This window comes from Exiguobacterium sp. TNDT2 (genome assembly GCF_003331145.1).
Lineage (GTDB): Bacteria > Bacillota > Bacilli > Exiguobacteriales > Exiguobacteriaceae > Exiguobacterium.
Map to the genome: position 1 here is coordinate 89,254 of NZ_QLVE01000002.1, position 14,269 is coordinate 103,522.

At 52.9% G+C, this 14,269-nt stretch carries 15 protein-coding genes; 5 read left to right on the top strand and 10 right to left on the bottom strand.

The genetic code is table 11. The features are described 5' to 3' along the window. Positions 1 to 34: 34 nt before the first annotated feature. Positions 35 to 247, top strand: a complete 213-nt coding sequence (locus DPV68_RS02105; RefSeq protein WP_114165187.1) for a hypothetical protein — start codon at positions 35 to 37, stop codon at positions 245 to 247. 39 nt (positions 248 to 286) lie between these two features. Next, positions 287 to 1,030: a helix-turn-helix transcriptional regulator gene (locus DPV68_RS02110; RefSeq protein ID WP_114165188.1), complete on the top strand. Its 744-nt coding sequence runs from the start codon at positions 287 to 289 to the stop codon at positions 1,028 to 1,030. A gap of 14 nt (positions 1,031 to 1,044) precedes the next feature. Here the strand turns inward: DPV68_RS02110 and DPV68_RS02115 are convergent, their stop codons facing one another. From DPV68_RS02115 to rpoE, 4 genes are all read right to left on the bottom strand, one after another. Then, positions 1,045 to 1,593 (bottom strand): GNAT family N-acetyltransferase, encoded by a 549-nt coding sequence (locus DPV68_RS02115; RefSeq protein WP_114165189.1) that lies wholly within the window; start codon positions 1,591 to 1,593, stop codon positions 1,045 to 1,047. Between the two features lie 42 nt (positions 1,594 to 1,635). Next, positions 1,636 to 2,466, bottom strand: coding sequence for a TVP38/TMEM64 family protein (locus DPV68_RS02120; RefSeq protein ID WP_114165190.1), 831 nt, complete (start codon positions 2,464 to 2,466; stop codon positions 1,636 to 1,638). Positions 2,467 to 2,599: 133 nt separating this feature from the next. Further along, a complete protein-coding gene (locus DPV68_RS02125; protein WP_114165191.1) occupies positions 2,600 to 4,195 on the bottom strand; it encodes a CTP synthase in 1,596 nt (531 codons plus the stop codon). Between the two features lie 235 nt (positions 4,196 to 4,430). Further along, complete coding sequence (gene rpoE / locus DPV68_RS02130; protein WP_114165192.1) at positions 4,431 to 4,910, bottom strand: DNA-directed RNA polymerase subunit delta; 480 nt, start codon at positions 4,908 to 4,910, stop codon at positions 4,431 to 4,433. Positions 4,911 to 5,232: 322 nt separating this feature from the next. On the opposite strand from rpoE, the gene DPV68_RS02135 reads away from it, so the two are divergent. Next, positions 5,233 to 6,531: a methyl-accepting chemotaxis protein gene (locus tag DPV68_RS02135; RefSeq protein ID WP_114165193.1), complete on the top strand. Its 1,299-nt coding sequence runs from the start codon at positions 5,233 to 5,235 to the stop codon at positions 6,529 to 6,531. A gap of 39 nt (positions 6,532 to 6,570) precedes the next feature. Here the strand turns inward: DPV68_RS02135 and DPV68_RS02140 are convergent, their stop codons facing one another. The 6 genes from DPV68_RS02140 to DPV68_RS02165 form a co-directional block, all read right to left on the bottom strand. Further along, positions 6,571 to 8,700 (bottom strand): (Fe-S)-binding protein, encoded by a 2,130-nt coding sequence (locus tag DPV68_RS02140; RefSeq protein ID WP_114165194.1) that lies wholly within the window; start codon positions 8,698 to 8,700, stop codon positions 6,571 to 6,573. Positions 8,701 to 8,790: 90 nt separating this feature from the next. Beyond that, positions 8,791 to 9,507 (bottom strand): hypothetical protein, encoded by a 717-nt coding sequence (locus tag DPV68_RS02145; protein WP_114165195.1) that lies wholly within the window; start codon positions 9,505 to 9,507, stop codon positions 8,791 to 8,793. Between the two features lie 6 nt (positions 9,508 to 9,513). After that, a complete protein-coding gene (locus tag DPV68_RS02150; protein ID WP_114165196.1) occupies positions 9,514 to 10,029 on the bottom strand; it encodes a GNAT family N-acetyltransferase in 516 nt (171 codons plus the stop codon). Positions 10,030 to 10,074: 45 nt separating this feature from the next. Beyond that, positions 10,075 to 10,503 carry a hypothetical protein gene (locus DPV68_RS02155; RefSeq protein ID WP_114165197.1) on the bottom strand — a complete coding sequence of 143 codons (429 nt, stop codon included), beginning with the start codon at positions 10,501 to 10,503 and terminating at the stop codon, positions 10,075 to 10,077. Then, on the bottom strand, positions 10,500 to 10,919 hold the full coding sequence (locus DPV68_RS02160; RefSeq protein ID WP_114165198.1) for a YwiB family protein: 420 nt from the start codon (positions 10,917 to 10,919) through the stop codon (positions 10,500 to 10,502). Before DPV68_RS02160 ends, DPV68_RS02155 begins: the two co-directional genes overlap by 4 nt. A gap of 124 nt (positions 10,920 to 11,043) precedes the next feature. Continuing rightward, a complete protein-coding gene (locus DPV68_RS02165) occupies positions 11,044 to 12,753 on the bottom strand; it encodes a glycoside hydrolase family 13 protein (RefSeq protein WP_304529346.1) in 1,710 nt (569 codons plus the stop codon). Between the two features lie 214 nt (positions 12,754 to 12,967). Here DPV68_RS02165 and DPV68_RS02170 point away from each other — a divergent pair, with 214 nt between their 5' ends. Both DPV68_RS02170 and DPV68_RS02175 read left to right on the top strand, forming a co-directional pair. After that, the gene (locus DPV68_RS02170) at positions 12,968 to 13,432 is read left to right on the top strand and encodes a GNAT family N-acetyltransferase (protein WP_114165199.1); all 465 of its coding nucleotides are present in this window, start codon (positions 12,968 to 12,970) and stop codon (positions 13,430 to 13,432) included. A gap of 47 nt (positions 13,433 to 13,479) precedes the next feature. Then, the gene (locus DPV68_RS02175; RefSeq protein ID WP_114165200.1) at positions 13,480 to 14,244 is read left to right on the top strand and encodes a MerR family transcriptional regulator; all 765 of its coding nucleotides are present in this window, start codon (positions 13,480 to 13,482) and stop codon (positions 14,242 to 14,244) included. The last annotated feature ends 25 nt before the right edge of the window (positions 14,245 to 14,269 follow it).

Here is a 14,269-nt window from a genome sequence, read left to right on the forward strand (position 1 = left end):
TGTTTGACCGTCTTTTGAAAGGGGCATATGATGTATGACGAAAAAGCCAATTGATTTTGATGCGTACAACAAACAGCTCAGTCAGCACCAACAGCGTACGAAACAAGTCGCTGAAACGTATCGACAGAAAAGTGAGAATCTCAAACTCCGCCTTGAATCATCCGCCCGTTCCCGGGATGAGGCGTTGGCGCAAGAAATTACCGAGTTAAAACAAGCGACCAAACGGAACGTTTCACGCAATCCATAAGCAGTTCCGAAATGTAAGACGAAAGAAGTGAATCATCCGTTGGAAAATAAAATCAAGCGCCAATTTCTGGACCACTTGCATCGTGATAAAAATTTGTTCGATGATTTTCAGCATGTCGATAACTTTTATGCACTCGACCAACAGATTTTGAGCGCGCTACGCAGTGCCCATCCAATCCGGGCCGAGCAACTGCTCGAAACATTGACGCTCGATTTACTCAAATTACCGGCCTCAGATGAGTATACGAGTGTCCGCTTCTACTATCGCGGTCTCGTCTATCACATCATCCGTTTAATCCCGGTCGACAACCCGAACGTCCAGACCGCCCTCGACTATACGAGCGCGCTACTCATTTTGATCGATGAGCTGACGACGACGCTTGACTTTATCTACGCCATTCCTGTCATCGTCAAGTATTTGATAAAGATGATGGCGTTCCTCTCCCCGCCCGTGTCGACGAACCCGAACGTCACGACGACCATCCATTTGATTGAGGACCATTTGAAAGAGCCTGACTTATCGCTCCCGTGGATTGCCCAACAAATCGGATTGTCGAACAATTATTTGTCAGCCCTGTTCAAACAGGAAGTCGGCGAAAGTGTGCCGGAACGAATCCGGCGCCGACGCATCGATGCATCCATCGCCGATTTGCTCGGGACGACCTTGCCAATTTGTGCCATCGGCGAGAAATATCGCTTCGCCTCCTGTACGGCGTATATCAATACATTCAAAACGTATAAACAAATGACCCCGCTCCAATATCGCCAATTGTTCCACACGTGAAAAGCGCTAAGCCTCTACTGAGACTTAGCGCTTTCTGTCATCCATTCTTCCCGCAATACACCCATACGAATCGAGTCGTATCGCACGTCATCGACGACGCGCACGTTGCGAATCCGTCCTTCGAGTCGCATGCCGACCTTCTCGGCGACTTTCATCATCCGCTCGTTGCCAGACCACGTCGTCAACCCGATCCGGACCGTCGGCAGCGTCTGAAACAGATGTCCGACCCATAGCTTGAGCGCCCGGGTGCCGATCCCGCGATTCCAACGGTCGGCTTGATGGAGGATGATACCGACCTCGAGCCAGTTCTGGCCCGTATCCTCATAATAGAAGGAAACCGTCCCGTAGACGGTGCCGTCGACCTCGATGACCCACATGTCGTCACGGCCAATGTGTTCGTCGGCGCCCTTTCGGTACACCTCATACGTTTGCGCCCGATGTTCAAAATACGGGGCGTCCCACTGTTTCCACTCCGGCGTCTCATCCTTATAGATCAATTCCCATAATCGATTCAAATCGCTTCTTTGAATCGGTCGAATCACTAAATCCTCATCACGAACCATAATGTCTTCCTCTCTATCTGTGCTCTCTACTCTTTCAAGCTGTCAGTTCGAATTCCCTTTTTTTCGTTTCCGCCAGACGAGCGCCAAGATGACGAGCAACAGACTCGCCGTCACCGAGACGATGGCGAACGGACTTGCACCGGTGATGAACAGCTCTCCGAGTGAGACCGAATAAGCGAGACCGAACGATGTGACAAGCTTCGCCCCGGTAGCGATTAGCACGAACCTCGGGAACGGCACCCGGCTGAACCCGGCCGCAAGGCAGATCATTTCGTCGGGTAAAATCGGGATGATGAACAAGATGAGCAAGACGCCGAGGCCGTATTTGTCCACATACCGGTCATACGTCGCGAGCTTACCGGCATCGATGAGCCGCATGACCCGCTCCCGTCCGAACCGGGCAATCCCGTACATGACAAGAATACCGAGCGTCGTCGCGACGCTCCCGATCAACGCCGCCCGGAGCGGCCCGAGGGCGACGCTGCCAATCGGCACACTGACCGCCTCTGGGACCGGGAGCGCAATCGGCTGCAGGAAACTAAACGCGGCGAACACCCACATCGCCTGGTCCCCGTACTGTTCGAGCAACCGCTCGAGCCCGTATGAATCGTATAATACGAGTCCGAACGAGACATAATATACGAAAACGAACAACAAGAACAACGTGAACGTCATTTTCAGCATCTGTTTCAAATACGTGTTCGACCCCTCGCGAATCGATCGCAATAGACCGATCGACAGCGCGAGCAATACGATTCCGGTCCAGCCAAGTTGATAAGGGAGCAATAACGTCGGCAAGACGACGAACGGCAACAGGCTGAGCGTGACGAGCGCCGCCCCATATCCGATATACACCATCATTCGTTTCTGCATGTCGCATCGTCCTCTCCCCGTTCTATTCTTAGTGTACCCGGATTTTGAGCAACATGTATCCACCTGAAGCTGTTGCGTGTATCAGCCTTTTGCCCGAGAAAAAAAGCCACAGTCATAGACTGTGACCTGCCACTCATTCGCCAAGTGAAGCTTGGATGAAATCGTGGAACAAGCGTTGTGGACGTTCTGGACGCGAAATGAGTTCTGGGTGGAACTGTGACGCGACGAACCACTTGTGTTCTGGAATCTCGATGATTTCGACGAGACGGCCGTCCGGGCTCGTTCCTGAGAACTTGAACCCTTCCGCCTCGAACGCTTCACGATACTCGTTGTTGAACTCGTAACGGTGACGATGGCGCTCATAGACGAGCTCTTGGTTGTAAGCGGCATGCGCTTTCGTACCTGGCTCGAGCTTACATGGGTAGAGCCCGAGACGAAGCGTGCCGCCGAGGTCCTCGATATCTTTTTGCTCTGGAAGCAAATCGATGATCGGGTAATCCGTCGTCGGATCGATTTCCGCCGAGTGGGCACCGTCGAGTTTCAAGACGTTGCGGGCGAACTCGACCGTCGCAAGCTGCATGCCGAGGCAAATTCCGAAGAATGGGACGTTGTTCTCACGGGCATAACGTGTCGCTTCAATCTTTCCTTCGATGCCGCGTTCTCCAAATCCGCCCGGAACGAGAATCCCATCCGCGTCTCCTAGGAGCGTCTCAACGTTGTCTGCCGTGACGTCTTCGGCGTTGACCCAGTCGATGTCAATGTCGGCATTGAACGCGTAACCCGCGTGTTTGAGCGATTCGGCGACCGAGATATACGCATCACGAAGTTCGACGTATTTCCCGACGAGCGCGATTTTGACTTTCTTCTCGAGGTGCGTGACCGTGTGGACGAGCTCTTTCCAAGCCGTCATGTCAGCGGCCGGTGTGTTGAAGCCGAAATAGTCGTTGACGAGTTGGTCCATGCCTTGTTTTTGAAGATTGAGCGGCACTTCGTAAAGTGTCGATGCATCTTGCGCCTCGATGACCGCTTCTTTGCGCGTGTCACAGAACAAGGCGATTTTCTCCCGCATGTCATCCGGGATGTCGTGCTCGGTACGAAGGACGATAATGTCCGGCTGTATCCCGTAACTGCGAAGCTCTTTGACGCTGTGTTGCGTCGGCTTCGTCTTCATCTCACCGGCAGCACGGAGATAAGGAACGAGCGTACAGTGAACGTACATGACGTTCTCTTTGCCGATGTCGTTCTTCACTTGTCGGATGGCCTCAATGAACGGAAGCGACTCGATGTCCCCGACTGTTCCACCAATCTCTGTGATGACGACGTCTGCGTTCGTCTCGCGACCAGCTCGGAAGACGCGGCCTTTAATCTCGTTCGTGATGTGCGGGATGACTTGGACTGTTCCCCCGTTGTAGTCGCCGCGACGTTCTTTCTTTAACACGGTCGAGTAGATACGACCTGATGTGACGTTCGCGTTTTGCGACAAGTTGATGTCGATGAAGCGCTCGTAGTGACCGAGGTCAAGGTCTGTCTCGGCACCGTCATCCGTGACGAACACCTCACCGTGCTGATACGGGCTCATCGTCCCTGGATCGATATTGATATACGGGTCAAACTTTTGAATCGTCACGTTCAATCCTCGGTTCTTAAGTAGACGTGCGAGCGAAGCGGCCGTGATTCCTTTACCGAGTGAAGATACTACCCCACCTGTTACGAAAATATACTTTGTCATCATCATTCTCCTCTCTTGAATGCCACAACGGGAAACGAAAAAACAAAAAAAGCAAAAGCGCCCCCACTGAAATGGAGGACACTTTTGCTGCATCGTTACGTGCTAAACTAGCCCATGACTAATTTACGTCAGAGACGATGCAGTCGTCAAGTCATTATTTTTTCTTTTTTGCAACTGCCAAAAAAGAAAAAGAGACACGCCTAGCCGGGACAAATGCCCGGCTTTTTGCGGTCTCTTATAAATCATCCTCATCTTCAAGGTCGAGGTCGTCGTCCAAGTCTTCGTCCTCGAACTCGTCAAGGCCTTCCACTTTTTCGGTTTCATCCTCGGCATCGAACTCAGAGGCGTCAAAATCTTCACCTTTTGCAAAGACGTCAAGGTCGTCTTCAATGTCGACGATGCCTTCATCCGTCTCGTCAAGCTCTTCTTCGAACTCATCGAGTTCACCGCGTTGGCGTGCCTCGATGACAAGATCCTCGTCTGACTTATCGAACGGATACCAAACACGAAGCGCCCAACGGTTAGCTCCCAAGTTGACGAATAGTCCGTCGATGTTCATGTCCGTGTAGAGTTGCGCGATTTTCTCGAGCTCTTCCTCTTCACTCGCGAACGTATAGTTTTGTCTGATCTGCTCACGAATCTCATCAAATGAAACTGGTTGCTCGCCAGTCTTTTGAAGAATTTCGTAAACGAAATCGATCAACGATTTATTCATTAAAGGACACTCCTTTTCCGTCACTAGTTAAACATCACTCCTCATTATAAACAAAACCGATATGAAAAAGCTAGAGGAAATTATTTTGAGGTTTCAATGGTTTTTTGGATGCGAGCGAGACCAGTAGATGGTGATCCATCCGACGTTGAACAGCCAGGTCAGACCGAGCACCTCCATCCTTAGACATGGTCTCTTGTTCTTTTCTACCTTCATCCATTAACGCAACCTGCCCCATTGCACATCAGTCGCTCATCTTTTTGACCTTATGACCGATATAGAGAAGAACACTATTTTATTTATATGCTGAAAAGGAGAATACAACATGGCATTGTTCCGTAAAACGAAACCTGACGCCTACGTCGCGTCAATCGGCTTTCCCGATGTGACGACGATCGCACAACCGGCCGATCCGAATTTGAATGGACGGGCGCACTACATGGGTTATACTTCTGCCCAAGTGAAACGACTCCAAGCAATGGCACCGCTCGTCGAATCGGTGTTAGATGACGTGCTAGAAGGTGTACTCGACCACTTGATGCTCCAGCCTGAGATGGTCCAACTTGCCAACGCCTCATCGACGCGTGAACGTCTGAAAAAGGTGTTCGGAGACTATTTCCGCAGCCTGTTGACCGGGAATATCGATGACAACTTCCTCGCCATGCGCAAACGGATGGGTCAGACGCATCACCACTTCTCGGTACCGGTCGTCTGGTTCCTTGCAACATATTCTGCCTTCAACACGTTGCTCATCCCAAAAATCGTCGAGACGTATCAACACGATCCGGCCGTATTGACCGAATCGCTCCTCGCATTGTCCCATGCGATGAATTTAGACGCTCAAATCGTCACCGAACAATACGTCGACGCTCGGCTCGAGGAGATCGAGTCGGCGAACGCGGCCCGGGCGGCGCTACTCCATGACGTGAGCCGCGTCAGTACCGAAGTCGCGACGACGATGGAACAGACCGGCCACGCTATGTCCGAGACGAGCAAACGAGCCCATCAAGTATTGTCCGAGACCGAGCAGACGGAGAAGATGAGTCGGCACTTGATGAGCTTGACGCAGACGAACGGCGAACAAATCGAGCAGATGGAGTCCGAGTTCAAGCAGTCGGCGACATATGTGGACGCCTCGCTCGATCGCATCACCGCGCTCAAGGACGGCTCACAAGAGATCGTCAGCATGACACGCAGCATCGAACAGATTGCCAACCAGACGAACTTATTGGCGTTGAACGCATCAATCGAAGCGGCCCGGGCCGGGGAGCACGGCAAAGGCTTCGCCGTAGTCGCCACTGAAGTAAGGACGCTCGCCGAAAATGCGAAGCAACTGAGCAGCCAAATCAACGTGCTCATCCATGAGAACGAGACGAACATCGCCGCCCTGCTCGATCAGATGGGACAGATGCATCGGACGAACGATGAGGCGATGCGTCAACTTGGCGCCGTCAAATCCGGTTTCTCGACCGTCAAAGACGAGATGGGCAATTACGTCCTCTCGTTCGAACGGAACAAGCAAGACCTCGGCCAAATGGTCGAGACGATCTCGGCCATCAATGAGACGACGCAAGGCTTGTCGCACTTAACGTCTTCCCTATTGGCGACTGCCGAGATGCAGTAACGACAGAACAAGGCACGGTCCACGGACCGTGCCTTATTTTTATTGAACGAGCGGTTCAGGTACTTCAAGCGGGGCAAGCGAGCGATCAAGCAACTCGACGACGTCGAACGTACCGACTGACTCATCGACTTCTTTCGCTTTCGTCCCGTCCGAGAGCATCGTCAAGCAGTACGGACACGCCGAACCGATGACGGTCGGCTTCGTCTCGAGCAACTGCTCGGTCCGGGCCACGTTGACGCGCGTCCCGACTTTCTCTTCTTGCCACATGAGACCGCCGCCGGCGCCACAGCACATACCGTTCTCACGGTTCCGCTCCGCTTCGACGAGTTCGACACCTGGGATGCGTTCTAAGACGAAACGCGGCGCGTCATAGATGCCGTTGTAACGCCCGAGGTAACACGAGTCATGATAGACGACGCGTTCGTTCACAGAGAAGTCCGGCTTGATTCGGCCCGTATCGAGCAGCTCGGCGAGAAGCTCGGTATGATGATACACTTTCACACCACTTAGCCCGAAGTCCGGATACTCGTTTTTGAACGTGTTGTACGCGTGGGGGTCGACCGTGACGATCTTCGTGACGCCATATTTCTCGAACAGTTTGATGTTCGCCTCGGCGAGCTCTTGGAACAACAGCTCGTTCCCGATACGGCGCGGCGTGTCCCCTGAGTTCTTCTCTTCGTTCCCGAGGATGGCGAACGAGACGCCCGCCTTGTTCAAGACACTCGCAAAGCTTTGCGCGACTTTTTGGCTACGGCTATCGTATGAGCCCATCGCCCCGACCCAGAAGAGGAATTCAAACTCTTCGCCGGCTTTCTTCTTCTCTTTCGCTGTCGGAATGACGAGTTCTTCCCGGTCTTTGCGCCAGTTCTCGCGCTCTTTCCGGTTCATCCCCCACGGGTTACCTTGACGCTCGATGTTGGCAACCGTACGCTGTGCCTCTGGATCCATCTTCCCTTCCATCATGACGAGATAACGACGAAGGTCGATGATTTTGTCGACGTGCTCGTTCATGACCGGGCATTGGTCTTCACAGTTGCGGCACGTCGTACATGCCCAAATCTCTTCTTCGGTGATGACGTTGCCGATCAACTCGTCAGCGACGAGCATGTTCCCATTCATCGCCGCGGCCGCAATCTCGGCCCCTTGCGTGTTTTGGAACATGAGTGCCGGCGCCCACGGTGATTTCCGCGTGATGGCGGCCCCTTTCATATTCATATGGTCGCGCAGTTTGACGATGAGGTCCATCGGTGACAGCATCTTGCCGGTCCCGGTCGCCGGGCAGACGTTCGTACAGCGTCCGCACTCGACACAGGCGTACAAGTCGACGAGTTGTTTTTGGTTGAAGTCTTCAATCTTATTGACGCCGAAGACAATTTCTTCATCCGACTCCTCCGCCTCTTCCATCGCTGAGAAGTCGACCGGTGCGAGACGACCGACTTTGTGCGTCCGTCCGAGCCAGACATTGAGCGTCCCGGCAATCAAATGGGCGTGCTTGCCTTGCGGGATATAGATCATGAAGCTGAGCAAGAACAAGAGGTGAAGCCACCAGAAGACGACGAACAAGGCGAAGGCGACCCCTCCCGGTACCCAAGCGAACGCCGAACCGATGAGTGTCGCGACCGGTTCGCCCCACATCGGGAGCTCTTCCTTATAGACGAGGTAGAACCCGTTCCCGAACAAGACCGATACCATCAACCCACCGATGAAGATGAGGGCGAGACCGGCCAGAAAGTTTCGTTTTAAGCGCACGAGTTTCTCGACGTAACGGCGGTAGAATCCCCAAACGACCGCGACGAGAATCATGAGCATGACGATTTCTTGCATGAACGTGAAAATCGGATAGAGCGGACCGAGCGGGATGTGCGGGAAACGCGTCCCGACGGCGAGCCCTTTCCAGATGAAGTCGATGGCCCCAAACTGGACGAGGATGAACCCATAGAACATCATGACGTGAATGATGCCGCTCTTCTTGTCTTTCAACAGTTTCTTTTGGCCGAACACGTTGATCATGACCTGTTCAAACCGTTCTTTGTTCGTTTGGCTCCACTCTGCCTTTTTCCCGAGCTTGATGAACGTATAGCGCTGGTACACTAACGATGCGAACAAATATAGTCCATAGCCGAGGACGAGCAAGAATAGAATCCAGTTGACGATTAAAAATGTAGACATCCCCAAAATTCCCCCTTTTGAAAACGGATTCAATCTTGAGTTCAGTATATCAAACAATGAATGAACAGTCATTCATTTTTATTGGAAAGGTCAAAAATTGAGCACATGCTTTAAGACTAAGAGGATGCCGCCATATCCGACGACGGCGAGGACGAACGTCCGGAAGTGGAGGTTACGGTCAGCCGGGAGCTCGAACTTGACGATGTTCAGAATCATCGCCCCGGCGACAAACGCGAACAAAATCGCCTCGACGTGCGAGGCGAGGTCGATCAGGCGGGAGAAGAAACCACCGGCAAGAATCCCGCCGCTCAACAAATAGCGCCCTTGCCCAATGTACCGTTCCCCGTAATGACGATACAAGTCGTGGCCGACGGCGAGAAAGTGGACGCCGAGCGCCGTCGCGTAGAAGCTGCGGGCGACGAACGTGACGGATGACGCCGTGACGACGTACGCCGAGACTGACATATATGCCGTCAAGAGCGTCACTTGGAGCCAATACGACACGTTCTGGTCAATCGTCTCACCTTTGAAATGTGGCGTCCGGACGACCCGCATCGTTCCGTAAAAGACGGTGAAACCGAGCAAGCTGACGACATAAATCTCCGACGGCAAGGCCAGGTCGAGCCAGTCGACCCGGAGCGTGTCTTGCCGCTTGTTCAAGGAAGGCAAAAGATACATAAAAAAGTACGTGATGGCGATCCCGCTCGAAAATGAGAACCATTTTTGAGACGGCACCCGGTCTCGCGGAAACAGATAAATCCCGAAAAAATTGATGAGCGCTAAATAGACCACGATCCAGTTCGCCATCTCCTGTCACCCCTTCAGTTCAATCCAAAACCGCTCGACGATTTTCCCGCCTTCCGTCGTGAAGGGCGTGTCCGGTACCCCACCATTGTTCAAGATGACTTGGCGTGACGCCGTGTTCGTCCGGTCACACGTGATCAACGCCCGCTCGATCCCGAGCTCCTTCGCCTTCTCGAGCGCGAGTTCGAGCTGTTTCGTAGCGAAACCACGACCACGGGCACTCGGCTTGATACCATAGCCGATGTGTCCCCCGAAGTTAAGCAAGTGTTCATTCAATTCGTGACGGATATTTGCCGCCCCGAGCAACTCGTCCCCGTCCGTCAGCCAATATGTCGTGCTCGGCACCCAACTGACGTTATCTACCCGTGACTCTTTGTCACGAATCTGTTGGACGTACGTCGCGAAGTCAGACGCGTCACGGTCGACGGCGTTCGGGACGATCGTCTCGCCCCGCTCGTGCCACTCCTGTAAAAAATCAATCACTTGCGCTTGTTGCACCATCGTTGTTTTAACGAGCTGTAACATCGAATCCCCCCTATTTATACGTATGAAAAAGACCGCAATGCGGCCTTAGTCTTCGAGTCCTAATCGTTTCGGCATCTGTGGGGCAAGCGTACGGGCCTCGTCTAAACGGCCCGCCTCGACGAGCGTATGGAACCGTAAGAATTCCTCATGTGTCGCATCACCAATGGCGGCCAAGTAGTCGATATAACGCTCATACACCGATTTGTCTTCCGGCCGCGCCTCAATCAAGGCAATATAGAGCCGGACCGTGTCTTCGCCGTAAAGGAGCGGGAACTCATCGTTCAGTTGAAGCAATTTATCGACCGAGTCCATGTCGACACCGGTCTCATTATCGTAGTGCCCGACGACCTGCTCAGCGTGGTCTTCGAGGCGTCCGCGCCACTCTTCATACTCATCCTCGTTCGTCTCAAGCATCTCGAACCAATCCTCGTTCAACATCTCTTCAATCTTTCTCACGCGTTCAGCAAAGTTCATGCTTGTTCTCCTCCTTCAAACGTCCATGTGACGTCGACTTCATAGCTGCCCGCCAAGTCGTCGTTCATCGATAACTCGTAGGCGAAGCGGCAACGGCCGTCGGCGACATCGAGTCGTTCCGTCGTCGTCGCCATCGTCATGGACATGTATGGGTTTTTATATAGGCTTTGGGTCAAACGTCCTTCGATAAAGGAATGATTCATCTCGATCGGACCTTTACAGATGAGCGCGAGCCGGCCTGTCGTATATTTGATCGTCGTCGGCACGATGCCGTCTTCCCGGTCTTGGTCGAACGTGATGATGAAGCCGGTCTTCAATTCATAATAAAGCCCATCGGCTTGCAGCTCAATCGGTTCCGCGATTTCACTGATCGTCGTCTTTTGGCGCACACGTACGCGTTTCGGTTCAATTGCCATGGTGATTCCCCTTTCCGCTGTCCCATCGTACCATATCTCGCGAACGGTCCGGAATCGGTAACTTTTTCTTTCCCGGTTCGTGAACTGTTCACACTAAAAAAGACAGGGAATGCCCTGTCTTGGATTAACTCAATTTATAGACGCGTCCTTCGAACGGCTTCAAGTGGACGAGTGTCGTCTCATCATGCGGCTCGAGTGGCATGTTTTTCAAGACGACGTCTTCCGAACGAAGTAGAATCTCCGTCGCAAAGATGGCTTCTTTGCCCGTCAAGTTCGTCATGACGAGGTATTGGGCGTCCCCGAGCGTGCGCGTGTACGCGTAAATCTCCGGGTGTTCCGGCAAGACGATGTCATACGTCCCGTAGACGAACGTCTCGTCTTGTTTCCGGAGACGAATCATCTCTTTATAGAAGTTGAGGATCGAGTCGTCGTCTTCAAGCTGGGCGTCGACGTTGATGTCCGTATAGTTCGGGTTGATGCCGAACCAAGGTGTCTCGGCGAACGTGAAGCCCGCGTTCGGGGCGTCGCTCCACTGCATCGGCGTCCGCGTGTTGTCCCGTGACGAGTTCCATGTGATGTCCATCATCTCCTCATGGCTCTTGCCGTTCTCGAGACCGATGTAATAGCGGTTACGCGTCGCGATATCGTCGTACTGGTCGATCGAGTCGAACTTCACGTTCGTCATGCCGATCTCTTGGCCTTGATAGATGAATGGCGTCCCTTGCATGAGGAAATACATCATCGCGATCGATTTCGCGCTCTCTTTCCAATAACACTCGTCATCACCCCATGACGACACGGTCCGTGTTTGATCGTGGTTCTCGACATAGAGGGCGTTCCAGCCGTCTGCTTCGAGACCTTTCTGCCATTTTGTGAGGACGTTCTTCAAATGGACGACGTCGAGCTTCGACTCAGCGTCTTCGCGCCAGAGACCCATGTGTTCAAATTGGAACACCATGTTCATCTTGCCTTCCTTCTCGCCGACCCAAAGGTGAGCATCATCAGGCGAGACGCCGTTCGCTTCCCCGACCGTCATGATGTCGTGCTTGTTGAACGTCTCGTCGCGAAGCTCTTCCAAATAACCGTGAATCCCGTCGACGTTCATGTGCATCTCGAACGATGGCACGAAGTCGAGACCTTCCGGGTTCGGCAAGTCGCCGAACGACGGGTGTTTGCGGATATGGCTGATTGCATCGACACGGAAACCGTCGATCCCCTTGTCGAGCCACCAGTTGATCATGTTGTACACCGTCTGGCGCATCTCGGCGTTCTCCCAGTTCAGGTCCGGCTGTTTCTTCGAGAAGACATGCAAGAAATATTGTTCCGTCGTCTCGTCAAACTCCCAAGCCGACCCGCCGAAGATCGATTCCCAGTTGTTCGGTTTCGAGCCGTCGGGTTTGCCGTCACGCCAAATGTACCAGTCACGCTTCGGATTGTCTTTTGAGCTCTTCGATTCGATGAACCATGGGTGCTCATCCGACGTATGGTTGACGACGAGGTCTAACAGCAATTTCATGCCGCGCGCATGGACTTCCGTCAACAGACGGTCGAAATCTTCCATCGTCCCGAACTCGTCCATAATGTCCTGATAGTCGCTAATGTCATAGCCGTTGTCGTCATTCGGCGATTTGTACATCGGACAAATCCAGATGACGTCGACGCCGAGGTCTTTCAAGTAATCGAGTTTGTCGATGATGCCTTGAATGTCGCCAATCCCGTCCCCGTTCGCATCATAAAAACTGCGCGGGTAGATTTGATAAGCGACGGCTTCTTTCCACCAGTTTCGTTTCAGTGTTTTCGTTTGTGTGTGTTGGTCACGTTGTAAAAGTGGCATGTGTCAATGATACTCCCTTGTCCCTAAACTCACTGCGCATCCTATATACTAATATTAGTGCTGTTGTCTCTTTATCTCGTTAGCGCAATCGTTTGCACGATTGCAGTAAGTTTATCTTACCAAAAATCATTCCACGACACAAAGATGTTTTTAACAGCTTACTCATCGTGTACCCTACACGAATTTGAAATGAAATGAAAGTGAGGCGACTTACATGATCCGTTTGGCCACACAGGCCGACCTTTCGGCAATCGATCAACTGATTTTAACGAAAGCCCGAGCGTTTCGGGCAGCTGGGAAAACGCAATGGGTCAAATATTTAGAACCGAGTCGGACCGATTTCGTGACTCATGACGTCACGAACGGGACCGTGTATGTATATGAAACAAATGGAACCATCACCGGGTCGGTCAGTTTGATTCCGCCGACGGCTTGGGATGAAAATTTATGGGACGATCCCGGGGCGGCCGTCTATTTGCATCGGCTCGTCGTCGACGACCGAATGAAAGGCCAACAAATCGGCGAACAGTTGATGCGCCATGCGCTCGCGGCGACGTCAGATCGGATTCGCCTCGACTGCGTCGCTACGAACTCCTTTTTGAACGCTTACTATCCACGCTTCGGCTTCCGGTACATCGGCGAACGGGATGGTTTTTCCTTGTTTGAAAAAGAGGCTTGACCTTGACGCGACGTCAACGTGTACGCTGAATCCAAGGAGGTGAGGACATGTATACGATTCAGCAGCTCGCCACACTCGCCGGCACAACCACGCGGACGCTCAGGCACTATGACGCAATCGGTCTGCTTGTGGCCGAGCGTGACGCCAACGGGTATCGCCGTTACTCGTCACGTGACGTCGAGCGATTGCAGACGATTCTGTTGTACCGTTCGCTCGACTTTCCGCTCGAAACGATTCAAGGCTTACTCGAAGCCGAACCGTTCGACCGTACTCGTATCCTCGAGGAGCAAGTAACCGCCTTGCGTGAGAAAGCCGCTTATTTTGCGACGCTCGCCGAGACGGCGGAATCGACACTCACCTCATTGAGAGGAGGAATTCCGATGGAAGACAAATCGTTGTTCAACGGCCTGTCGTTTGACGAATTGAAAGCCCATGAAGCGAAGCACGAGGCGGAGACAGAAGAACGTTGGGGCGAGAGTGAGGCGTATCGAACGTCACGGGCTCGCGCCGCCAAACGTTCGAAAGAGGATTGGGAAGCACTCAGCCAACAGCAGGTCGATCTCATCAAACCACTCGTCGATTTGTTCACTGCCCGCGTCCCAGTCGAAGACCCGCGTGTCCAAGCAGCCGTTCGGGCGAACCACTTGTTCATCCATGACCAGTTTTATGATTGTTCGCTCGACATGTTCAGCGGACTCGGACAGATGTACGTCATGGACGAGCGCTTCACCGCGTTTTACGACAAGTACGCCCCAGGACTGGCCGTCTACTACAATGACGCCATTCAACACTATTGCATCACCCAAAGCTAAACGGCCAAAGCATCTCGCTTTGGCC